24 protein-coding genes are annotated in these 24,031 nt (G+C 37.4%); 22 read left to right on the top strand and 2 right to left on the bottom strand.

Annotated features, from left to right (window positions below; all coding sequences use genetic code 11):
* Positions 1 to 62 precede the first annotated feature (62 nt).
* From ilvD to AC1MGI_RS16550, 17 genes are all read left to right on the top strand, one after another.
* A complete protein-coding gene (gene ilvD / locus AC1MGI_RS16630; RefSeq protein WP_480349836.1) occupies positions 63 to 1,733 on the top strand; it encodes a dihydroxy-acid dehydratase in 1,671 nt (556 codons plus the stop codon).
* A 298-nt stretch (positions 1,734 to 2,031) separates the two neighbouring features.
* Complete coding sequence (locus AC1MGI_RS16625) at positions 2,032 to 2,469, top strand: BrxA/BrxB family bacilliredoxin (protein ID WP_403070763.1); 438 nt, start codon at positions 2,032 to 2,034, stop codon at positions 2,467 to 2,469.
* A 145-nt stretch (positions 2,470 to 2,614) separates the two neighbouring features.
* Positions 2,615 to 3,235: an IS607 family transposase gene (locus AC1MGI_RS16620; protein WP_480349834.1), complete on the top strand. Its 621-nt coding sequence runs from the start codon at positions 2,615 to 2,617 to the stop codon at positions 3,233 to 3,235.
* Positions 3,222 to 4,382 carry an RNA-guided endonuclease InsQ/TnpB family protein gene (locus AC1MGI_RS16615; protein WP_480346348.1) on the top strand — a complete coding sequence of 387 codons (1,161 nt, stop codon included), beginning with the start codon at positions 3,222 to 3,224 and terminating at the stop codon, positions 4,380 to 4,382. Before AC1MGI_RS16620 ends, AC1MGI_RS16615 begins: the two co-directional genes overlap by 14 nt.
* A gap of 155 nt (positions 4,383 to 4,537) precedes the next feature.
* Positions 4,538 to 5,311: a class I SAM-dependent methyltransferase gene (locus tag AC1MGI_RS16610; RefSeq protein ID WP_480346346.1), complete on the top strand. Its 774-nt coding sequence runs from the start codon at positions 4,538 to 4,540 to the stop codon at positions 5,309 to 5,311.
* A 981-nt stretch (positions 5,312 to 6,292) separates the two neighbouring features.
* A complete protein-coding gene (locus AC1MGI_RS16605) occupies positions 6,293 to 6,919 on the top strand; it encodes a YpjP family protein (RefSeq protein ID WP_480346344.1) in 627 nt (208 codons plus the stop codon).
* Between the two features lie 299 nt (positions 6,920 to 7,218).
* Entirely contained in the window at positions 7,219 to 7,971 is a 753-nt protein-coding gene (locus tag AC1MGI_RS16600; protein WP_480346342.1) for a TerC family protein, read from the top strand.
* Between the two features lie 960 nt (positions 7,972 to 8,931).
* Entirely contained in the window at positions 8,932 to 9,636 is a 705-nt protein-coding gene (locus tag AC1MGI_RS16595; protein WP_480346340.1) for an anthrax toxin lethal factor-related metalloendopeptidase, read from the top strand.
* Between the two features lie 177 nt (positions 9,637 to 9,813).
* Positions 9,814 to 10,608, top strand: coding sequence for a thymidylate synthase (locus AC1MGI_RS16590; protein ID WP_480346338.1), 795 nt, complete (start codon positions 9,814 to 9,816; stop codon positions 10,606 to 10,608).
* The gene (locus AC1MGI_RS16585; RefSeq protein WP_480346336.1) at positions 10,605 to 11,096 is read left to right on the top strand and encodes a dihydrofolate reductase; all 492 of its coding nucleotides are present in this window, start codon (positions 10,605 to 10,607) and stop codon (positions 11,094 to 11,096) included. The genes AC1MGI_RS16590 and AC1MGI_RS16585 overlap by 4 nt, the downstream gene beginning before the upstream one ends.
* A gap of 196 nt (positions 11,097 to 11,292) precedes the next feature.
* Complete coding sequence (gene ilvA, locus AC1MGI_RS16580) at positions 11,293 to 12,561, top strand: threonine ammonia-lyase IlvA (RefSeq protein WP_403070780.1); 1,269 nt, start codon at positions 11,293 to 11,295, stop codon at positions 12,559 to 12,561.
* Positions 12,562 to 13,116: 555 nt separating this feature from the next.
* The gene (locus AC1MGI_RS16575) at positions 13,117 to 13,311 is read left to right on the top strand and encodes a twin-arginine translocase TatA/TatE family subunit (RefSeq protein WP_062178859.1); all 195 of its coding nucleotides are present in this window, start codon (positions 13,117 to 13,119) and stop codon (positions 13,309 to 13,311) included.
* 455 nt (positions 13,312 to 13,766) lie between these two features.
* Positions 13,767 to 14,522 carry a twin-arginine translocase subunit TatC gene (tatC, locus tag AC1MGI_RS16570; protein WP_480346333.1) on the top strand — a complete coding sequence of 252 codons (756 nt, stop codon included), beginning with the start codon at positions 13,767 to 13,769 and terminating at the stop codon, positions 14,520 to 14,522.
* Positions 14,523 to 14,827: 305 nt separating this feature from the next.
* Positions 14,828 to 15,670 (top strand): DegV family protein, encoded by an 843-nt coding sequence (locus AC1MGI_RS16565; RefSeq protein WP_480349832.1) that lies wholly within the window; start codon positions 14,828 to 14,830, stop codon positions 15,668 to 15,670.
* A gap of 147 nt (positions 15,671 to 15,817) precedes the next feature.
* Positions 15,818 to 16,405 (top strand): SCO family protein, encoded by a 588-nt coding sequence (locus tag AC1MGI_RS16560; protein ID WP_480346331.1) that lies wholly within the window; start codon positions 15,818 to 15,820, stop codon positions 16,403 to 16,405.
* Positions 16,406 to 16,607: 202 nt separating this feature from the next.
* Positions 16,608 to 17,441: an SGNH/GDSL hydrolase family protein gene (locus AC1MGI_RS16555; protein WP_480346329.1), complete on the top strand. Its 834-nt coding sequence runs from the start codon at positions 16,608 to 16,610 to the stop codon at positions 17,439 to 17,441.
* 3 nt (positions 17,442 to 17,444) lie between these two features.
* The gene (locus tag AC1MGI_RS16550; RefSeq protein ID WP_480346328.1) at positions 17,445 to 18,029 is read left to right on the top strand and encodes a YpmS family protein; all 585 of its coding nucleotides are present in this window, start codon (positions 17,445 to 17,447) and stop codon (positions 18,027 to 18,029) included.
* 129 nt (positions 18,030 to 18,158) lie between these two features.
* On the opposite strand, the gene AC1MGI_RS16545 is transcribed toward AC1MGI_RS16550, so the two are convergent.
* On the bottom strand, positions 18,159 to 18,914 hold the full coding sequence (locus AC1MGI_RS16545) for a DUF4397 domain-containing protein (protein ID WP_480346326.1): 756 nt from the start codon (positions 18,912 to 18,914) through the stop codon (positions 18,159 to 18,161).
* A 312-nt stretch (positions 18,915 to 19,226) separates the two neighbouring features.
* Between AC1MGI_RS16545 and msrA the strand changes: the two genes are divergently transcribed.
* From msrA to AC1MGI_RS16530, 3 genes are all read left to right on the top strand, one after another.
* Positions 19,227 to 19,766 (top strand): peptide-methionine (S)-S-oxide reductase MsrA, encoded by a 540-nt coding sequence (gene msrA / locus AC1MGI_RS16540; protein WP_480346324.1) that lies wholly within the window; start codon positions 19,227 to 19,229, stop codon positions 19,764 to 19,766.
* Positions 19,759 to 20,190, top strand: a complete 432-nt coding sequence (gene msrB, locus AC1MGI_RS16535) for a peptide-methionine (R)-S-oxide reductase MsrB (RefSeq protein ID WP_480346322.1) — start codon at positions 19,759 to 19,761, stop codon at positions 20,188 to 20,190. Before msrA ends, msrB begins: the two co-directional genes overlap by 8 nt.
* Positions 20,191 to 20,265: 75 nt before the next feature.
* Positions 20,266 to 20,772, top strand: a complete 507-nt coding sequence (locus AC1MGI_RS16530) for a PTS sugar transporter subunit IIA (RefSeq protein WP_480346320.1) — start codon at positions 20,266 to 20,268, stop codon at positions 20,770 to 20,772.
* An 85-nt stretch (positions 20,773 to 20,857) separates the two neighbouring features.
* Here AC1MGI_RS16530 and AC1MGI_RS16525 read toward each other — a convergent pair whose 3' ends face one another.
* Entirely contained in the window at positions 20,858 to 21,943 is a 1,086-nt protein-coding gene (locus tag AC1MGI_RS16525; RefSeq protein WP_480346319.1) for an SGNH/GDSL hydrolase family protein, read from the bottom strand.
* Between the two features lie 273 nt (positions 21,944 to 22,216).
* Between AC1MGI_RS16525 and AC1MGI_RS16520 the strand changes: the two genes are divergently transcribed.
* Both AC1MGI_RS16520 and AC1MGI_RS16515 read left to right on the top strand, forming a co-directional pair.
* Complete coding sequence (locus tag AC1MGI_RS16520) at positions 22,217 to 22,369, top strand: YjcZ family sporulation protein (protein ID WP_480346317.1); 153 nt, start codon at positions 22,217 to 22,219, stop codon at positions 22,367 to 22,369.
* Positions 22,370 to 22,661: 292 nt separating this feature from the next.
* Positions 22,662 to 24,017, top strand: a complete 1,356-nt coding sequence (locus AC1MGI_RS16515; RefSeq protein ID WP_480346315.1) for an aspartate aminotransferase family protein — start codon at positions 22,662 to 22,664, stop codon at positions 24,015 to 24,017.
* Positions 24,018 to 24,031: the final 14 nt, after the last annotated feature.

The following is a 24,031-nucleotide window of genomic DNA, read 5'->3' as shown; positions in this document are numbered from 1 at the left end:
ATAATGCTATTTATTATTTAACTTAATATATTGGGGGTTTTCAACAAATGTCTACGCCAAAAATGAGAAGTGACATGATTACACAAGGAATCGACCGTGCTCCACACCGTAGTTTGTTGCGTGCAGCCGGCGTTAAAGAAGAAGATTTCGGCAAACCGTTTATCGCCGTTTGTAACTCTTATATTGATATCGTTCCAGGACATGTACATTTGCAGGAATTTGGAAAAATTGTAAAGGAAGCGATTCGCGAAGCGGGTGGTGTGCCTTTTGAATTTAATACAATCGGAGTTGACGATGGAATCGCCATGGGTCACATCGGTATGCGCTACTCCTTGCCAAGCCGTGAAATTATTGCCGATTCAATTGAAACTGTTGTTTCAGCGCATTGGTTCGATGGAATGATTTGTATTCCAAACTGTGACAAAATTACGCCAGGGATGATGATGGCGGCTCTTCGTGTCAATATTCCAACAATGTTCGTTAGTGGTGGACCAATGAAAGCGGGTGTGGATAAAGAAGGTAACCCACTTAACTTAAACTCTGTTTTTGAAGGGGTTGGAGCTTACCAAGCTGGTAAAATTGATGAAGCAAAATTACAAGAGATTGAGCAATTTGCTTGTCCTACATGTGGTTCTTGTTCTGGTATGTTTACTGCAAACTCAATGAACTGCTTGGCAGAAGGTCTTGGTCTCGCCCTACCTGGTAATGGTACAATTTTAGCTGTAGCTCCCGAACGTAAAGAGTTTGTTAAACGCTCAGCTACGCAATTAATGGAGCTTATCAAAAAGGATATTAAACCACGTGATATCGTAACAATCGATGCAATTGACAATGCGTTTGCGTTGGACATGGCGATGGGTGGTTCAACAAACACAGTACTTCATACACTTGCATTAGCACATGAAGCTGGAATTGAGTATTCATTAGAACGTATCAATGATATTGCAAGTCGTGTACCTCATCTTGCAAAAATCGCTCCGGCATCAGATTATCACATTGAAGATGTTCATAACGCAGGAGGCGTTAGTGCCATCATCAATGAGATTCTTAAAAAGCCGGGTGCAATCAATGGTGATTGCCTAACTGTAACTGGTAAAACATTACGTGAAAATGTTGCTGGGGCGGAAATCTTGGACAAAAATGTTATTCGTCCATTAGACAATCCTCATTCTGAGCGAGGCGGCCTTGCTGTATTATTCGGTAACCTAGCGCCAGATGGTTCGGTTATTAAAGTTGGAGCTGTTGATCCAGCAGTTGGCGGTTACCATAGAGGTCCTGCAATCTGCTTCGATTCTCAAGAAGACGCACTTTCTGGAATTATCACTGGGAAAGTAAAAGAAGGCGATGTTGTAGTCATCCGCTATGAAGGTCCTAAAGGGGGACCTGGTATGCCAGAAATGCTTGCGCCTACTTCTCAAATCGTTGGTAGAGGTCTTGGAGCCAAAGTTGGTTTGATTACAGATGGACGTTTCTCAGGTGCGTCGAGAGGTATTTCAATTGGACATATTTCTCCAGAAGCAGCAGAGGGCGGTCCAATTGCATTTGTAGAAAATGGTGATATCATCGAACTTGACTTGAATAATCGTACGATCCAATTAGAAGTTTCTGACGAAGAATTTGAAAAACGTAAAGCAAACTGGAAAGGCTTTGAGCCAAAAGTAAAAACGGGCTATTTGGCACGTTATTCTAAGCTTGTTACAAGTGCTAACACAGGTGGCGTAATGAAAATCTAAGCAAATGAGAAGTTAATCTATACAGAAGCTTGTTAAAGAAGGGCTGGAGTTCACACTCTAAATTAGAAGAAAGTGTTTATACACGAATTCTCTAATAAGAGTTGGGCCTGGCTTTCTTTAATTTGGAATTGTAAACTTCAGACCTATTCAAGAAGTAGTGGAGTAGTCGGTTAACTATTTTGAAAAAATGAGCGGATTATCTAACTTAAACGTATTATAGACGATTTACTTTTTTGCATAATAGTTAATATGTATAGTATTCTTATGGTATATCGGAAAATAAAGGAGGCATTTACTTATGTCAATGGCATATGAAGAATATATGAAACAAGTGGTAAAACCAATGCGTGCCGAACTTGTTCAAGCGGGTTTTACGGAGTTTACTACTCCTGAAGAGGTAGAAAATTTCATGAATACAGTAAATGAAGAAACAACTCTTGTTGTTGTGAATTCAGTATGCGGATGTGCAGCAGGGCTTGCCAGACCAGCAGCAACTCAAGCGGTGTTAAATTCGGAAAACAAACCAGATCATATCGTGACCGTGTTCGCCGGCCAAGATAAAGAAGCTACGGCAAAAATGCGTGAATATTTCACAGGTTATGAACCATCCTCACCATCGATGGCTTTATTAAAGGGAAAAGAAGTGATCCACTTCATTCCACGCCATGATATTGAAGGGTTTCCGATGGAAGCGGTAATGGAAAACCTTCTTACAGCGTTTGCACAAAAGAAATAATTTAGTATTGGAGTATGTAGAGACTTATCTCTTGGGGCCTGACCTTTTAGATAAGTCTCTACAGCTTTTTAGTTGAATAAAAAGGAGAACAGAAACAGTTACTAAAAATATGCAAATATGTGTAGATATGTGACACAATATGTTTATGGAAAAACATTACAAGCCTAATGAATTTGGAACACTTATTAATCGATCAGTCAAAACACTTCAAAAATGGGATAGAGAAGGTGTATTGACCACCGCTTTTCGAACACCGACAGGAAGAAGATATTATACTCACACTCAATACCTAGAGTATATAGGCGCTGCATCGAAAAATGAAAATAAGAGAAAAGTAGTTATTTACACTAGAGTATCTAACTCAGGTCAGAGAGACGATTTGCATTTACAAATTGAATTTCTTCAACAATTTGTAAATACAAAAGGTATTAATGTTGATGAAGTGGTGAAAGACACCGGGAGTGGGTTAAATTATAACCGAAAAAAGTGGAACTTGCTTTTGAAGGATGTGCAAGAAAATAACGTATCAGAGATTTATATTTCACATAAAGATCGCTTTATTCGTTTTGGTTATGACTGGTTTGAGCGATTCCTTTTGAGTCACGGTACAAAATTAATTGTTGTGAATAACGAAAAATTGTCTCCACAACAAGAATTGGTTCAAGATTTGATTTCTATTATTCATGTCTTCTCATGTCGAATCTACGGATTAAGAAGATATAAGAATACAATTAAAAAGGATGGTGAGTTGGATGAAAACTTATAAAACAGAGATTTATCCAACTCAAGAGCAAATTATTAAATTAAACCAAACGATTGGTGTCTGTAGATTCCTTTATAATCAGTTTATTTCTTATAATAAGGAAGTATATGAGAAAGAAGGAAAATTTGTAAGTGGTATGGACTTTGATAAGTATGTTAATAACGAACTATCTGTCCAAGAAGGATTTGAGTGGATTAAAAAAGCCTATGGAAAAGCTCGCAAGAAATCCATTATGAATGCGGAAAACGCCTTTAAGAGGTTTTTTAAGGGATTATCTAAATTCCCTAGATTTAAAAAGAAAAGGAATCAAGATGTCTCTTTCCACGCACCGAGAAACAACAAAGGCGATCTTCTTATCGAACGCCATCGAATCAAAGTTCCTTTTCTTGGTTGGGTTCGATTGAAGGAAAAAGGGTATCTTCCTGTCAAACAACAGGCAAAAAATAGTACGATTACACAAAAAGCAGGAAGATACTATATTTCGGCACTCCTTGAGTGTGATTTTCCTTATTCAAATAATCAACAGAAATCTGAAGGTATAGGTATTGATCTAGGAATCAAAGAATTTGCGTTTGCAAGCAATGGTCATTCGTTTAGAAATATCAACAAAACATCAAGAGTAAGAAAGTTTGAGAAGAAATTAAAAAGAGAACAGGGATCTCTTAGTCGAAAATACGAATTTTACAAAAAGAAAGGTGGGAAATCTGCTGCTAAAGAGAGGCGGAACCTCAATAAAAATATACTCAGAGTTCAGAAACTTTATCAACGGCTTTTAACTATTCGTGAAGCGTATCGACAACATGTAGTATCTATGATGGTGAAAACCAAACCATCATTTATTACGATCGAAAAGCTCAACGTTAAAGGCATGATGAAGAATCGACATCTAGCAAAAAGTGTTGCCAATCAAGGGTTTTATGATTTTAAACAGCGCTTACTTCATTCTTGCAAAAAGTTTGGAATTGAGCTTAGAGAAGTCGATACGTTTTATCCTTCTTCTAAATTGTGTTCATGTTGCGGACACAAGAAAGTTAATCTTTCTTTATCGGATCGAATTTACAAGTGTGAGAACTGTAAAGTTGAATTAGATCGAGATCATAACGCTAGTTTAAATCTAAAACAAGCAACCAAATATGTTGTCTTAACTTAACTAAACAACATATATGTACCGATGGCTAGTCGGGAATTGACGCTTGTGGAGAATCAAACCCACTGCGGTAGCGAGAAAGTAGCGAAACAGGATTCGTTGAAGCAAGAAAACTCTGGATACGTATATTTATACACATTTTTAGTAGCAGAGCTATCATGTTTGTCACAACAGCTGGTCGCACCGATGATATACATATTGAACAAGCTAAAAGTATTGCCGCTCAATTTTCACTTCCATTTTACCAGAGGAATAAACGTTCTATAGCTAGAATGCATCAAGACTATAGAATGGATTGCCTAGTAGTAGGAAAAAACAAACTGGAACTTCATAAAATTTCTGGAACTATGCCTTTCTTCTTTCATCCGAATATTGCAATGGTTCGTACTAAACGATTGATGAATGGGGAAGAAGATCCGTATATAGCGGCTGCTAAAATTGAAAGAGGGTCCTCTATACTTGACTGTACACTAGGCCTAGGAGCAGATGCTATCATCGCGAGCTATGTATCAGGTCCTTGTGGGGAAATTAGAGCAATTGAAGAAAATCCGATCGTCTCTTTTATTGTGGAACAAGGACTGTTGCAGTGGGAAAGTGGCATTGAACTTATGGATGCCGCGATGAAAAGAATCCATATTCAAACAGGCAATCATCTTGAGGTGTTAAAGACGCTTACGGATAATAGTTTCGATGTGGTGTACTTTGATCCGATGTTTGAAGAACGTATTGAAGAATCAGAAGGTATGAAAGGGTTGGCACAATTTGCATCACATGAAGATTTACAACTAGAAACGATAGTGCAGGCAAAGCGGGTTGCTAGAAATCGAGTCGTGCTAAAGGATCATTTTCAAAGTAAACGTTTCGAGCAATTGGGATTCACAACAATCAAAAGGAAAACTTCTTTATTTCATTATGGCTATATTCAATTATAAACGAAACTCGTCTCTTTTTTTCGACGGGTTTATTCGCGTTTGAATTTTAATCGATCTATAATGAAAAAATCAAAGAAGGAAAAAAGAAGCCTTGCCATCTGTTAATGGCAAGACTAGTTAAGGCTATTAAAATGAAAAGCCACTTCTTTTTCTGATTAGAAACAAGCGAAGAAATGAAGTAGGTCCATCCATGGCAATACAAGTGATTAATCGGCAATCGCTTCATAAATGAAATAAACAAGTGAAATAACGACAAGAATCAAAATAGCTGACGATCCCATAGATGAATTCCTCCTTTACAAAACAATGGGTTACTATTAATAATTCTACATCAGATAAGGATAATCCTTCATTCTTATTTGCATATGTAAATAAGAATGAGAGGGAAAAATGGTATTTCTTTATTATATGCAAGTAAGCCTTTTCTCATAATGAACCGCATATACATTTTTTTCGTAATTTCCTGAGAAATTCAGTATACTAGAAACTAGAAGATGAATACTCCCGCCACTTAATTTTCTAACAAAAATTTGAAGTGGGGGTTTCTAACGTATCGAACATTTCTGAACGCTTAACGTTAGTGGAGTTGACACAGTGGTGTGCTATAAACACCCAACCCCTCTATCCCATTGGTCTTGCCGTTGGAACTTCTTTTTTCAGCTTAGTGGGTTCACACAATTGTGTGCCTCGGCTGTTAGCTTTAGCTTGAACATTTTACGGTACGAAGCTTTTCTCGTACGAACCTCATATGTTCAGGAATATTGTACCATAAGAACAAGTGTTTTGCTACGCGAAAAGGCAAGAGTACCCCCTCCCTACTCATTGGGCTACGCCCTTCACATTCCTTGAGGAAGGGGTACTCTTGCCTGAAGTTAATAGAAATGACTAGTTATGTATAATGGAACGGAAATTTTCCAAATAAAGATTAATATGTGAACCGAAATTTGGAAACTAAAATGATTAAGGAGGAGAGAAAACATCATGCAGAAATCGAGATGGTTGAAGAAAAGCCTCGTTGTATTAGTATCTGTTTTAACATTCGGTATGGTTTCTCCTTCCGATATATCTTGGCTTGCACAAGCACATTCCGATAAACACGCGAAGAAGGACATCTTTGAAGAAGCAGAAAGTACAAGCTATTCTTTATTGGAATCAGCTGATGATCCGATTTCAACAACAATATTTGACCGAAGTGAGTTTATTGAATCAATGATGGCAAAGGCCCAGGAACATGCCTTTACGAAATTCGGTGCAAAGATTGGTCCGAAGATTGAGGATGAATTTAAATTTTCTGTTTTACCAAAAATTGAAGAAGCTATTACTCAAATGGCAGTAAAATTTCCTGATGAAGAGCTTGTCCAGTTAACCATATCTAAAGGTCCTTCTTCAGGTCGCAGTGAGAAAATTTTTCATATTTTTAATGAAAATACCGGAAAAGATATCATTCGTTTTCATGTTAGACAAGAGAATCCGCCCCAAGAAGGATATTGGTTCAATTTTCACTACCATACGTATCATGATGAATTCGCTACACATTATGCTTTAGGCAAAATTTATTGGAATAAGAATACACCTCCAAAATGGTCGGAGCAAACTTATTTTTCTTGAAAATGCTTTATTTTTGCCGGAAATTGAAGTTAACATTTGAAACATAAATCCAATAGGCGTATGCTATTAATAGAGCCAAACTAAATGCGCTGCTATTAGCGCATTTTTCGTTTTATAAAGAATAATGTATACGGTTTTAGGAAGTGTTGATCTAGCGAACGTAGTCTATCTAGTCCTAAGCCGATCATTCTGATTTGAAAAAACCGCTTGCTATTCAGTTTGGTTTCGAAGTTCCTGTATAGGCACTTACGATTTTCTAATAAAAGGATCATTTTATTTTACAAGAAAGCCGGGATAATATGTTAACAAGCATTATGGACACATATGCTCAATTTTTTGATTGGGGGATGTGGGTTGAAGTATTGTCAGATCCAGTAAGCTGGGGGTTAATTGGAACACTGATTTTACTTGAAGGTTTACTTTCAGCGGATAATGCACTGGTTCTTGCGGTCATGGTTCGTCATTTACCTATGAAACAACGAAAAAAAGCACTCTTCTATGGGCTACTTGGTGCTTATGCATTCCGATTCATTGCAATTGGGATTGGTGTATATTTAATTAAGCTATGGTGGGTAAAAGTATTTGGAGCAACATATCTTGCGTGGCTTGCCATTAAGTATTTTATTGATAAAACGAAACAAGGTGAAGGTGAAGAGGAAACAAAAGGATTGTCAAAGGAAAGTTTCCTGATTAGAATGTTCGGTAATCTATGGGGAACAGTGGTTGCTGTTGAATTAATGGATATTGCGTTTTCGGTCGACAGTGTACTTGCTGCATTTGGTGTTAGTGAAAAAGTATGGGTATTGTTGATTGGTGGTATGCTTGGTGTGCTAATGATGCGTGGCATAGCAGGTGTCTTCCTTAAACTAATCGACAAAGTGTCTGAACTTGAGACGGCTGCATACGTATTGATTGCGATTATTTCAGTTAAAATGTACCTTTCTGTTGTTCATATTGAGATTTCACATACAATGTTTTTCCTATTGATTGTCATCACGTTTGCAATTACCTTTGTTGTCCATTTCCGCAATTTACGTCATCTAAAAGAATAAGTGAAAAAAGTGTTACCCAAAAGGGTCAGACCTCACACACTATACATCGTTTATTGTGTCATTTATCCGTCACATAACCGATATATAGTAGATGTGTGCTCTGACCCTTTCGTTATGGGGTAGACTCTTTTCTGCGTTCTGATGGAAATGGAGTAGGTATACATTTAATTATCCGGAAATTTGCGTTTGATGAACTGAAACACTATGGAAAAGAAGATGAAGAAGCATAATGGAATAAAAATGGACCATAGAACTGAGTTAATTAAAGGGTGTAAAAGAAGACCTAAAAAGAGCGAAAATATGAAAAGGTCAAGATAAATGAAAACCTCTAAATTAAATACATCAAGCACTTCATCTGCAAGTTCAGGGTGAAGTCTTAATAGCTCCTGTTTATTAACACGTCTCAATATAATCACCTAGCATTCATCCAGTTACTTCTTGTATATGTTCAAACCTACCGAAGCGTTACTCATAAAGTGGAACTTCTATCGATGAGGTTTTTTATCGCCCGCTGATGGTTAGTTAAACGGGGATAAATTCATTGAAATTCTTCTGTTGCCATTAGTGATCTCATCTTATTTTCCCAATATTTTCGAAAGTTTAATGGTTTCATAATATGTTATACTTCAATAATATGAAAGTAGTAGTTTATCTCGTATTAACAGACAGTAAGCCCCCACCCCAAGTTAGAGGAACCAAGGAAGAACTGCCCGTAAAAGCCCGTTTAGTGAGATACAGTGAAACTTACTGATGCGTGAGTAGAAGGTTTAGTTGAGGCCCACAGGATGCGGCGTATTTAGCCTGAGTTCGTTGAATTCGGGTTTGTAGTGTCGCTTTATCGAAGCGATAGCTTGCGCTTTAGCGACGCTAGAACGGACTAACAATTAGTGGGGGATAAAACCCCTTACTGATTGAAGTTTCACTTTATATTGCTAGTTTAATGAATTGGTGGTTCTATATATGAGAAGAATATTATCTTTAGTCTTATGCCTCCTTCTTTTCTTCATTCTATCTTCATTCTCATTTGTTGAAACGGATGGTATAAGTGTTGGTGCTTTTGCAGAAGATCATCGTCTAAAATTAACGAAAGTATGGAAGGAAAATACAAAACTAGGCAGACTTTTTTTATTTCCTGAACATTCCTTTAATGTGGACGAAGCTGTTCAGATTGTTGAACAAATTAGTGTGCTACCTCCTGCTACAATTCAGAAGTTAGTTGATAAAAATGTGAAAATTAAACTGTTCACAGGTCGTTTAACTGATGATCCATTTGCTGAGCATTTAAAAGGAAGTAAGCCAAGAGGATATAAAAATGAACAGACGACTTGGGATGATGTTCCAGGAATGGGAGGAGATCGAATTGTCCTTGTGAAAATTGGTGCAAGTGAACCAGGAAACGGGCACAGTTCGATTAATCTTGAGCTTCATGAATTAGCCCATACGATTGATACATATGCATATGACGGAATTCGTGATGATGGAGTATTTTTGGGAGCTTGGGAACAAGAAGTAAGCCGTCTTTTTCCTGACAAAGCCTATTATTCTACATATCCAGAAGAATACTTTGCCGAAACATATGCGATGTTCTTTGCGAATGCCGCTTCTAATAAAGTACTGAAAGAGAAGGCACCGCACACGTATTTATATATTAAACAGTTAAATTAAAATAGGGATTAATGTAAGTGTCTTCGCTGGAATATTACTTTGCGAAGAGAACAGATATTTTGATTATCACTGCATTTTAAATGGTCCTCCTAATCCAATATTCAAAAAGGTTTTGGTGTTGAAACCAGAACTAGGCTACAATAATAGTGTGTATTTGAAAAAAAGGTGGTTTATTTAATGAAGCAATATTTGGATTTATGTAAGCATGTGCTTGAAAATGGTACAAAAAAAAGTGACAGAACAGGAACAGGTACAATCAGTACTTTTGGCTATCAGATGAGATTTAATCTGCAAGAAGGCTTTCCAGTTCTTACGACAAAAAAACTAAGCTTAAAGGCAATCATTCATGAATTATTGTGGTTTCTGCAAGGCGACACGAATGTTTTGTACCTACAGGATAATGGAGTACGCATTTGGAATGAATGGGCAAATGAAAATGGTGAGCTTGGTCCTATTTATGGCCATCAATGGCGTTCGTGGGGAACAGCTGATGGCAGACAAATTGATCAAATTACTCAATTGATTGAGCAGATTAAAACTAATCCTGATTCACGCCGTTTGATTATTAATGCTTGGAATGTCGGTGAGTTAGAAGAAATGGCTTTACCTCCCTGCCATGCGATGTTCCAGTTTTATGTTCGGGAGGGAAAACTGTCTTGTCAGCTCTATCAACGATCCGCTGATGTATTTTTAGGTGTGCCATTTAATATCGCTTCATATGCCTTGCTGACAATGATGATTGCACAAGTCTGTGACTTGGAGTATGGAGACTTTATTCATACATTTGGGGATGTTCATATTTATAACAATCACATTGAGCAAATCAAACTCCAATTAACTCGGGAACCGTATCAATTACCAGTTATGAAAATTAATCCAGATGTAAAAAGTATTTTCAATTTTAAATATGAAGATTTTGTACTGGAAAACTATGAAGCGCATCCGCACATTAAAGGAGAAGTGAGTGTATGATTTCTTTCATGTTCGCAATGGATGAGAATCGAATAATCGGCAAGGATAATACCTTGCCTTGGTATTTACCAGCGGATCTCCAGTATTTTAAAAAAGTGACCATGGGTCACCCTATTCTGATGGGGAGAAAAACGTATGAGTCCATTGGTAAACCTTTGCCGGGTAGAGAGAATATCATCTTAACTCGGAATACAGAATACCAACAAGAGGGCATAACAGTGATCTCAGATATGAAAGAAGCCGTGGCATATGCGGACGCCTTGGATGAAGAGGTATTTGTGATTGGTGGAGCAGAAATCTTTCAGCAATTAATTTCTGATTGCAAGCGTCTATACATAACGCAAATCCATCATTCATTTGAGGGTGACACGTATTTCCCGGAATTAAATATGTCAAAATGGCAGACGGTATCTAAAACGACTGGTATCGTGGATGAAAAGAACAAGTATCCTCATGAATTTATTGTATTAGAACGAATTGAGAACTAGAGAGAATGGGAGTACTACATTTAATTCCACAAATGAAGTACTCGCTGTCTTATTTAATATTGAGACATGTTAGCTGAACTTGTTAGAGTTTTCTAGCAGGTGCAAATATGGTGAAATGTCTGAAAAATCTGTTGATTTATTTTCGATTTGTGATATAATTTACAAATTATCTAGAGATGTGAAAAGAGGGTATTACATGAGCCAAATAACATCAACAAGAAAATGGGTCCAAGTTGAAGATATCTTAGTTGCTTATCAGGAGCTTAAAGATATCGTTGCGCACACGCCACTGCAAAGAAACGAAAGATTATCCGAGAAGTACGAGTGTAATGTTTACTTAAAACGAGAAGATTTACAGCATGTGCGCTCTTTTAAGCTTAGGGGAGCATATTATAAAATGAAAAAGCTGACTGCAGATGAAACAAGAAATGGAGTTGTCTGTGCGAGCGCGGGCAATCATGCACAAGGGGTTGCGTTTGCGTGTAGTCAGTTGGGGATTTCAGGGAAAATCTACATGCCTGCGACAACTCCTCGGCAAAAAGTTGACCAGGTTCAGCTATTTGGTAAAGACAAAATTGAAATTGTTTTAGTAGGCGATTCGTTTGATGATGCCTTTCTTGAAGCAGAGAAATGCCAGGAAACAGAAAAAAGAACGTTTATTCATCCGTTTGATGACGAACTTGTCATCGCTGGTCAAGGAACAGTAGCTATTGAAATATTAAATGATTGTGATGAAAAAATCGATTATGTCCTTGCGGGAATTGGCGGAGGGGGCCTAGTGTCAGGTATCTCTACATATTTTAAATCGGTCTCACCTGAAACATCTTGTATCGGAGTCGAACCAGAAGGTGCTGCTTCAATGAAACAATCTTTAATGAAAGGTGAAGTAGAGGCTTTACAGGACATTGACACGTTTGTAGATGGTGCAGCAGTTAAATGTGTAGGACAAAAAACGTTTGATCTCTGTCAGGAATATATGGATGATATCATTAAGGTCCCTGAAGGAAAGGTCTGCACAACCATACTAGACTTATACAATGAACATGCGATCATAGCAGAGCCTGCAGGAGCGTTGTCTGTTGCGGCACTTGATTTTTATCGGGATGAAATCAAAGGGAAAACCGTCGTTTGTGTAATTAGTGGGGGCAATAATGATATTGGCCGTATGCAAGAGATAAAAGAAAAATCACTTTTATATGAAGGACTACTTTATTACTTCATTGTCAATTTTCCTCAGCGGGCAGGGGCTTTACGTGAATTCCTTGATGAAGTACTCGGACCTAATGATGATATTTCAAGATTTGAATATACGAAAAAAAATAACAAAGAACAGGGGCCTGCTTTAGTTGGCATTGAGCTGAAAAATAGACAAGATTATGGACCTTTGATTGAGCGTATGAGCAAAAAAGGGTTTCCATATGTCGAAGTAAATAAAGATAGTAATTTATTTTCTTTATTGATTTAAGGTTAAAAGAATGGGATGCTCCAAAAGGGTCTGACCTAGTACTCGCCACACAGTTTATCGTGTTACTTACACTTCATTTAAACTGTATGTAGTAGTTACTGGGTTTTGACCCTTTATTTATCTCGGTTTAACAGGCTGTAATACCCCCACTCAATTTTGGCGAGAGAATCAAGAAATAAATAGGTGGGGGATAAACAGCCTGTAAATCCCCGATTGGTGAGATACAGTGAAGCTACCGCTGTGCTCTTCAGCGGTTTAGTTGAACCAATCGGGTTCGTACTGTCGCTTGATCGAAGATTTAGCGACAGTAGAACGGGACTAGCCCTCAGTGGGGGATGAAAAAAACCCCACTGAGGGAAGTTTCACTTTATGGGATACCCGCTAATTTTAATAAAACTGGAATTAATTACTGGTATAGGGTAAAATAATAAGGTATAAATCGTCGTTTATTGCACATTTTAAAAGTATTCTAATCAAGCTATGTCAATTTAAAAGTGAGATATTATTTAGCAAATGTATTATTTTATGTAAGAAAGTAACAGGAGGGGTGTTATCATGTTTTCAAATATAGGGGTACCAGGATTAATTTTGATTTTAGTGCTTGCACTCATCATTTTCGGACCAAAGAAATTACCCGAAATTGGACGGGCATTCGGTCAAACTTTACGTGAATTTAAAAGTTCAACTCGTGAGTTAACACAGGATGTCTTTGAAGAAAAAGATGAAAAAAAGAATAATTCAGTAAAATAAGTACTGTGTCAAAGAGGAGGTTGTCCCATAACGAAAGTGTCAGGCCCCACAATTACAATATATAGTTGAAATAATGTGTATATAACATTATAAACTGTGTATCGAAAGTGAGGTCAAGACCCTATTGGGACATCCTCCTTTTAACTTGTAAGATAAGGGCCCCTAGTTATGTCGATGTGTTTAGTGACAAGCAAATGAAGTACAGTCTTAAAGGTCAAATAACTTCCAAACTTCTTTGAGTCGCTACACAAAGTGGATATACGAGATTCGTTCTTCTTCATCCAAGTAGATTTAACTTTACCTTATAATGAATTGATACATAAAGGACTGTAGTTTTTTGGAAGTAAAGATGAATATGTGGGCATTATTACCATTGGTATAAGTTACCCGCTACATGCCGGAATAATGAAGAAAATTCGGTAATATTCGTATTTTTAATAGAGAGCGTGATAGATTTGGCAGATCAAGAACAAAACGTAATTGCCCATTTAGAGGAGCTGCGTAAACGTTTAATTATTACGGTAATTGCATTTATCCTCTTTTTTATTGTTGGTTTTATCTATGTTGAAGAGATATATCAGTGGCTTGTTAAAGATTTTGATGAAAAACTAATGGTGCTAGGACCAAGTGATATCCTCTGGATTTATTTCATGCTTGCAACGGTTGTTTCGGTAGCAGCTACAATTCCGGTGTTTGCGTTTCAATTATGGTTATTTGTGAAACCAGCGTTGCTACCGAGGGAGATAAAAACAACCCTATCTTATATTCCAGCACTTTTTCTTTTATTTGTTGGTGGTTTAGCATTTGGATACTTCATTATTTTCCCAATGGTACTGGATTTCCTACTTGGATTAAGCAGTGGAATGTTTGTGACCAATTTTACAGCAGATAAATATTTCCAGTTTCTTCTTAATATGACATTGCCGTTTGGGATTCTTTTCGAGCTTCCTGTTGTGACGATGTTTTTAACATCAATTGGGATCGTTAATCCATATGTGTTGCAAAAGCTTAGAAAATACGCGTACTTTGTCTTGGTCGTCATAGCGATATGTATTACCCCACCAGATTTTGTATCAGACTTTCTCGTAACTATACCGTTGCTGCTGTTATATGAAATCAGTATTTCGTTGTCAAAATTTGTGTACAAACGGAAGCAAAAACGAGATGCACACATTCAAGAAGAGGTGCAAGAAGAAGAAGGCCTAGATTAATAAATAGCTTTCATATGGCGGGCCATTCACAAAGAAACGCATAAAATTATACGATGCTGTCTGAAGTATTGAATGAAGAAGTAGAGGAGGAATTTGCCTACTTCTTCAATTCGATCAAGGACAGCATTTTTTATTGTTTTTTCATTTGGAAATTCCGTTTTTTTGTTGGAAAATTATAAAAAGCGGAAGAAATGTGTCGAACTTTCAAACTTTGTCAAAATAGCTCGAAATATTGGATATTAAGATTGAATGATCGTATTAACAAGGTATAATTAAGGGAATTGTTAAGGTTGGGAAGTGGAATGATGGGAAATGTGAAAATTGTAACAGATTCGACTGTTGATATGACGCAAGAGGAAATCAAGCGATATGGTATTGAAATGGTACCCTTATCGGTTTCAATAGACGACATGATTTATTTAGATAAGATCGAAATAGAACAAGAAGAATTTTTGATGAAAATGAAGAATGCTAAGGAGCTTCCGAAAAGCTCTCAGCCATCGACAGGCACTTTCTTAGACGTTTTTGACAGACTTGGAGAAGATGGAAGCGAGATTATTTCTATTCATATGACTGGTGGAATGAGTGGTACTGTTCAATCTGCAGAGAGTGCAGCGAAAATGACTGAATCCAATGTCACGGTGTTTGATTCTAAATACATTTCAAAGGCATTATCATTTCAAGTAATTGAAGCTGCCAAAATGGCGAAGGAAGGCAAAAGTGTTGCTGAAATTCTGGAGAGGATCAAAGATATTCAATCCCAATCAAGATTGATTATTTCCATTGATACGTTAGAGAATTTAGTGAAAGGCGGACGAATTGGTAAAGTGTCTGCCATGATTGGTTCGTTACTAAACATTAAACCAATTGCGATCTTAGAAGATGGAGTACTTCATCCTGTCTCAAAAGCAAGAAGTCAATCGCAAATTGTTAAATTTGTCGTGAATAAATATAAAGAAGATTTGAAGGATAAGCAAATCACAGGAATTGGTATTGTTCATGTGAATGGATATGAAATCGCTTCAAAGATTAGAACAGCATTAGCTGAAATCAGCGGCTTATCCAATATAAAAATTGAAGGTACGTCTCCTGTAGTAAGCACTCACACGGGAGAAGGTGCTATGGCAGTTATGTATCATTGGGAATAGAAGCATGAAAAACCTATGAAAGCTAATAGATGTCACTTTTTGTGAAATGGTCATAAAATTTTTAGCTTGAATGCAAATTTCTTTAAACAGCTTACACCCTCTGGTAAAATAATATAATCATAATATGCAAATAAAGGCGGTAAAACAATGAAAAGGCGGCAAAGTATAATATTGTTCATTGGAATTATGGTTGTTTTGTTATTATCGGCATGCGGTTCACAAGGGATTAAAAACGGATATAATTCGGATCTTGAAGAGTTTACTTTCACGGATCATAACAACAAAGAATTTTCGAAAAGTGACTTAAAGGGGAAGGTTTGGCTTGCTGATTTTGTGTTTACAAACTGCACAACGGTTTGTTTACCAATGACGAGTAATTTGGCTGAATTTCAAACGATGCTTAAAGATAATGACATTTCAAATGTAGAAATTGTTTCATTCTCTGTAGATCCTGAATTGGATACACCAGCTGCGTTGAAGGAATATTCACAACGATTCAATGCTGATTTATCCTCTTGGCATTTCCTAACGGGTTATACTCAGAAGGAAATTGAAGAGTTTGCTAAAAAGAATTTTAAAACGATTGTTCAAAAACCAGCCAATACTGACCAAGTTATCCATGGTACTAAGTTTTATTTAGTTAATAAAGCTGGAGAAATTGTTAAAGATTATTCAGGCTATATGGATGTACCGTTTGAAGAAATGCTGAATGATATTAAAATTTTACAAAAATGATGTGGATGTCCCTAAAAGAACTGACCACGAACCCTATACATAGTTTATAGTATTCGAAGGGTTTGGGGCTTTTGCTATGGGACATTCTTTTTTATTGCCTTGCGTTTTGAAAGCTGATTATGTCATCAAACTTCATGGTTTGCGATTTTATTAATCGTACGTGATATAATAGTGAAAGACCTTTTTTAGGACGGTGACACCTATGAAGAAAAAAATATCCTGTCTATTGATTGGACTGTTGATCCTCACTTCATGTTCAAACATTCGAACAGTTTCAAATTATGCTTTACAACAAGAAAACGAGCTTGAGTTAAAAAAAAAGGATGCGATCCCTGCTACTTTTTTTCCTGATCCGATCGAAATCGTTTCGTTAGGTGATTCTTTGACACAAGGCGTAGGGGATACGACTGACAAAGGTGGTTATATACCCTATTTGCGACAACTGCTAGAAAAAGAACCAACGATTACGTCTGTGAATGTTGTCAATCATGGCGTAAAAGGCAATCGAACTGACCAGTTATTGAAGCGTATGAAAGAAGATAAGGTGATTGCTAATATTACAAAGGCAGATGCAGTTGTGATTACGATTGGTGGCAATGATGTCATGCGGGTATTCCGCCAAAATATAGTCGATTTGAAAATGGCACAATTTGAGAAAGCAAGAATAGGGTACGAAAAAAGATTGGAACAAATATTAAAAAGAGTTCGCTCAAACAATGAGCATGCACAAATTTATTTAGTCGGTGTATACAATCCATTTACCAAAGTTTTAAGTGCCTTTCAAGAATTGGATATTATTATGGACCAATGGAATCGCAGCGGACAAACAATTGTTGAGGGATATGATAATGCGTATTTCATTGAAATTGGCGATTTATTTGAAAATACAGCAGAGAATTTATTATTTACCGAGGACCATTTCCATCCAAATAATAGAGGGTATGAGTTGATTGCAGACAGAATCTATCAAGAAATGAATATTGAAACATTAGGAAGAGATCCAATAGAGGCGAGTACAAAAGGGGATGAAGAATAATTAATGTCTAAAGCAAGTTGGAAATACTTATTTCTAGGATTAATGGCAATAAATATTATTGTGCTAGTTACACTTATTATATTGATTAATTTACCTGCGAAAGATGAGGAAGTTGCAAAAATAGATCGTCAAGATCAAGGTGTTTCATTCGTCATAAATACGAATCGAGATGATTTAAATATGTTAATTTCTCAATATATTGAGAAAGAGGGATTGGCTGGACCTGTCCATTATGATGTTCATTTATCAGATGTCGTTGAACTTTACGGAACAATGCCTTTTTTCGGAAGAGATATTGAATTAAAACTCACGTTTGTTCCTGAAGCTCAAAACAATGGAGATGTTGTGTTAAAACAAGAGTCGATTTCAGTTGGCCAACTCAATTTACCTGTCTCCTATGTATTGAATTTCATTAATCGTCAATATAAAACACCAGAATGGGTCACGATACAGCCAGATAAAGAGCAAATATACGTATCATTGCAAAATATGGAATTGAAAAGTGATGTACATGTGAAAGCAAAAGAATTCGATTTAAAAAATGATAAAATTTCATTTGTATTAACAGTGCCCTCTTTACAGCCATAAAAAGGTCATATCTCACATTCTACACATCGATTGTCGTGACATTTACCCGTCTAGTTAACGATATATAGTAGATGTGGGATCTGACCCTTTTATTATCGAGCAGGCAACGAAAATTTCTGTATATCCTTGTTAAGGAGAAACGAATAATGCTTCCAACTCAGGCTCTGCATCCTGTAAACCGATTATATAGATGGTATAGGCCATATCTGCTCTGAATTCAGCGTGTGGCATTGAGAGCACGTCTTGTTTCGTACCAGTAACTCTTGCTTCAAGGTCAATGCTCATTGGCGTAATCCCCAGAGAATTTGTTGCTGTTCTGTACGGTACATTTCGAAATACTACATCGCCATTTTTCACAGCTAGATCAATCGCTGGGCTATCTGCAGCCAAATGGATCAACCGAACTTTGGATTCACCGTTAGGAACAGTAGGTAGGTCTTCATGGACGACGAGTCGTGTCTGTTTATCCAGGCCGCTTACAGCTAATGTATAAAGCTTTCCTGGTTCAACCTGAATCTTCTGACTGAGAATGGTTGAAGAGAGCTGCCCAGTTGGATAGACATCTATTTGATATTTTCCAGAAATTAATGGTAAATAGTCACTAATTGTTTTATATGGACTGTTTTGCAAAATTCTTGTTTCATTCACATACACATCGACATTTCCTGTTTTTGGTGCTGCATGGAGGATTCTTACCCTGCTAGGACTCTTTCTAAATACTTCTTCTGAACGCATCACTTCAAAAGCTTTATTCAAAGCCGTTAAATGTTTGTGATAATAATGAACATGCAGTTTTGGGTCCATGTATTTATAATAGCTAGCTAATAAATCATACTTTTGTGCTTTTTTAAAATAATTTTTTCGACTATTCATAGAATTCGACATGCGTTTCGCTCCTATCTTCAAAGCTTTCGTAAACAGCATATGCAAACCGAAGTAGGCTGGTGTCACAGTAAAGAGAAGATTCCTTTTTCATTGTTCATTAAAAATGGCTAGAAACGAATATGAAATGGATTAGGGGTAGAACAGCGTATTATTTTACACTGCATGTAAAAAGCGGTAAAATTCATACAATATGATTTTTATCCCTCATTAACGGGGAGTAAGACCCCCACTGATGGAAGGATCACCTTATGCTAACGAACAGATAATACTCGATCATTAGCCATATATTCGGAAATTGGAGGTTGAATAGTTGTGACTCGCAATTTAGAAAAAGCAACATTTGCAGGAGGATGCTTTTGGTGTATGGTAAAACCATTTGATGAGCAGCCGGGGATTGAATCTGTGCTATCCGGTTACACGGGCGGTAACAAAGAAAATCCAACTTATAAAGAAGTTTGTTCTGAAACAACCGGGCATTATGAGGCTGTACAGATTACATATGATCCCAATGTGTTTCCATATGAACGATTAGTCGAATTATTTTGGCAGCAAATTGATCCGACAGACGCTGGCGGACAATTCTACGACCGCGGTGGATCCTACCAAACCGCAATTTTTTATCACACAGCTGAACAGAAGCAAATGGCCGAAGCCTCAAAGGAAACATTACAAAACAGCGGAAGATTCAAACATCCAATTGTCACACCTATTATACCGGCTAAACCGTTTTACCTTGCCGAAGAATATCATCAGGATTATTATAAGAAAAACCCAGCTCATTATAATCGGTACCGAATCGGATCAGGGCGACAAACATTTATCGAACAGAATTGGGGGAGTCATAATGACTAATCAAAATCATGATTTAAAACAAAAATTAACACCTATACAATATGAAGTAACACAAAATAGTGGAACAGAGCCAGCTTTTAGAAATGAGTATTGGGATAATAAAGAAGAGGGTTTATATGTAGATATCGTCTCTGGTAAACCTTTATTTACTTCAAAAGAAAAATATGATGCAGGCTGTGGCTGGCCAAGCTTTACAAAGCCGCTGGAAGGTCAGGAAATTATTGAGAAGGTTGATACGAGCTATGGGATGCGACGAACGGAAGTAAGAAGTAAAACTGGAGATTCTCATCTTGGTCATGTATTTGATGACGGGCCGGGGCCTGAAGGATTAAGATATTGCATCAATTCTGCTTCCCTCAGATTCATTCCAGTTGCTAACCTAGATAAAGAAGGCTATGCACAATATAAAGACCTATTTCGTTAATCACTTAGAAGGTACAAAGTTTTTGTGCTATTATAGAAAAATGTTACATCATGTAAGATAGGGAAGGGGATTTTTATGTTTAAGAAATTATTTGGGAAAAAAACGGAGGAGCCCGTAGCAAAAGATATCGTATTATTTGCGCCAATGAATGGAAGCGTGGTAGCTTTGGAGGATGTTCCTGATCCGGTATTTGCAGAGAAAATGATGGGAGATGGCCTTGCTATCGAACCAGAAGATAATACAGTGTATTCACCTGTAGATGGTGAGATCGTGCAAGTTTTTCCGACAAAGCATGCGGTTGGGATTAAGGCTGCAAACGGAGCAGAAATTCTGATTCATATTGGCCTCGAAACAGTAGCATTAAATGGTGAAGGCTTTGAAGCCTTTGTCAGTGCTGGTGACAAAGTGAAAATGGGGGATAAACTCATTTCCTTTGATCAAACGATTATTAAAGAAAAAGCAAAAAGTACACTTATTCCAATTATTATTACGAATAGCGATGAAATAGAGTCTATTGTGAAAACGACTGAGACATCGTTAACTAGAGGAGAAACTCACTTTTTAACAGTAACAGTTAAATAACGAGGTTGTCCCATATCAACAAAGGTCAGACCCCGCATCTACTATATATCGTGTAAACGACATATACGATGTGAGGTCTGACCTTTTATTTATTTGTAATAATACCGAAGATATGAACATCGGCTTTACCCGAACGATTCATTAATGATTTTGTTCCACTTGTCTCAAAACGAACCTTATGTAATCCGTCAGCTAAACCATTTCCGATATAGAGATATCGTACTTTTGAAAAAGGCCACCAAGTGTCGAGTGTAGTCGTATATTTTCCATCGATAAATACATCTAGTTTCCCGCCTTCAGGTGTTCTTAAGAAAATCCCCCCTAGAGTAGTTCCAGTAAAATCATACTCGATATAATTGCCTTTTATTTCACTGACAAAGCCTAAAGAGGAATGACTAAAACCATATAAATGGCTAGGCTGATTTACTTTAATAAGGTTCAAGTCCTTTTGCCTATATAGAGGTGTAGACAAAGAGGCGATGACTTTATCTTCAATAGTATGACGAAGTAACTGCGAGTATATCTCATTAGCATAAAGCTGATAACCTGTTCCGTTCGGGTGAATAAGATCTTTTGTAAGTTGCTCTGTGCTTAAGCCGGATTTCGCAAAGACTGGGCGCATGTCTTGGTGGGCGGTCCCATAGTGACGAGAAATTTTCTTGATTTGGTCAGCAAAGTCGTAATAAGTGAGGGAACTTTCTGTTATGGTAAAAATCTCAGCATTCGGAAAACGTATTTTTACCTTTCTCACTAGAGCTTCATAAATTTCTCCAAAATCATCTGAAGACATGTATTTTCGGTCGTTTTCTCCAAAAACAATAAAGACAAGATCAGGGGGTTCTTTTAAATTAGTTTGAGAAAAATTATAGAGCCCTTCAAAGGCTGTGGCACCACTTTGAACAATATAATCCCCAGATATCTTACTATTCTCTTTTTGTTTCATCATATTCTCTAAACGGACAAACCAGCGTTCTTCCGGCGTTTCTGCTCCTGAACCTCTGCCTATGCTATCACCGATTACTAAATAGCGAATGGGTTTGTTGGTTTTTATCTTATCGTAAACATTTAGATGAGTATCGTTCCCATAGGTTTTCTGATTTAGGAAAAAAACAAACAGTATGCTCATGAATAGGAATAAAGCAATTAACGTCTTGATCATTCTTCTCTTCAATATTTTTCCGACCTTTTCTTTTTTATATAAGTTGGTTTGTAGCGGAATTTGGCGGCTTACTTCAATACGCCTCTGCCTTTTTTAAAACCTGCTTATATTATATCCTATTCTTTAAATAACCTCTCAATTTAATGGTCGAAAACCACCTTATCTATAGGATATTGTCCTTAGATAAATGGAGCAGTCGTAAAAAAATAGGCAAATGCACAGACCGAATCGGGCGCATCTGCATATTGTAAAAATGTAAGAGATATCAAAAAAGGAGTGAATGTAATGTACGGATTTGGAGGATACGGTGGAGGATACGGTGGCGGATGTGGTGGCTACGGATATGGTGGCGGATGTGGTGGCTCCGGTGGCGGTTTTGCCCTAATTGTGGTGCTGTTTATCCTATTAATCATCATTGGTGCATCTTTCTGCTGTTAACGAAGAGAAAAATAGTAACCGACCTTATAATAAGGTCGGTTTTTATGTTGTTGACCAAAAAATAGTAATACAATTTATCTTCAACATTTTTGATGGGTGTAGCAATCTTTTAGAACATGTCGCAAGAATTAGTATAAAGTCAGACCTTTTCCTAATGTGATCTTCTGAACGTGTTAAAAACGAGTAGATTTGTTAGTAACAACATTTTATTTACGGGAAGAAAGATTGCGACATTCAAGACATACACTAGATTATAAGGTTCGTAAGATAAGCGAAAAGGAGTGCTGTAAAAATGGGGAAATCGTCGTTAATTAAACCAGTACTCGACATAGAATACCCGATCATTAGTCATGGGAAAGGGGTATTTCTTTACGATGCTTTTGGAAAAGAGTATCTTGACGGATGCTCTGGAGCAGTGACAGCGAATATCGGCCATGGTGTGGAAGAAGTTACAAAAGCTATGGTGGAACAAGCTGAGAAGGTTTCGTTTGTATATCGTTCCCAGTTTACGAGTGAAGCGGCAGAACAGCTTGCTTTAAAACTTTCAGATTTAACGAATGGCGACTATCCTTGGAGTTTTTTTGTGAACAGTGGCTCTGAAGCAACGGAGACAGCCATGAAGCTAGCGATTCAGTATTGGCAGGAAAAAGGAAAGCCACAAAAGAACCGAATCATCTCGAGATGGATGAGCTATCACGGGATCACGCTTGGAGCCTTGTCTATGTCTGGGCATCCAGTACGCCGTGAACGATTTACGGAAATTCTTGAATCGTATCCGGCAATCTCTGCTCCCTATTGTTATCGTTGTCCATTACATCTGGAAAGCAAATCATGCGGGCTTGCTTGTGCGAATGAACTTGAAGCAGCAATTAGAAGAATTGGAGCGGATCATGTGGCCGCCTTCATTGCTGAACCAGTTATTGGTGCAGCGGGAGCAGCGATAACACCACCTGATGGCTATTTTCAAAGGTTGAAGCAAATTTGCGAGAAGTACGATGTCTTATTTATTGCCGATGAAGTGATGACAGGAATGGGGCGTACGGGGAAATTACTTGCTTCGGAACATTGGGGGGTAAAGCCTGATATTGTGACACTTGGTAAAGGAATGAGTGGGGGCTACACGCCGATCGCAGCGACGCTCGTTTCGGATTCGATCATTCAACCGATCCTACACGGTTCAAAAGTAATTATGGGTGGTCATACTTTTAGTGCAAATCCATTATCTTGCGCTATTTCACTTGCTGTACTCAATTATCTCACCAAGCATGATGTAGCTAATCATGCCGTCGCTGCCGGTGTTTATTTGAAAAACAAGTTGAACTCATTGGAACAGAAGTATTCCTTTATAGGTGATATTCGAGGGAAAGGTCTCCTTCTTGGTATTGAATTTGTCCAAAATAAAGAAACGAAAGAACCTTTTCCACTAGCCGCATCTATAACAAGTACAATTATTAGGCTTGGGATGAAGCATGGTTTGCTTTTATATCCTGCAGCAGCAGGAGAAGAAGGAGTCACAGGTGCAGCGATTATTGTCGCCCCACCGCTAACGATCATGGACAAAGAATTGGATGAATTAGTGAATCGATTAGAAGCTGTTTTTGTAGAATGGACTGAAAAACATTTACCGAACGTGCATGCAGAAATGTAACAGGAGGTGAGGAA

Source organism: Peribacillus sp. BM1, from assembly GCF_056679975.1.
This window is presented reverse-complemented; position numbering and strand designations above follow the sequence as displayed.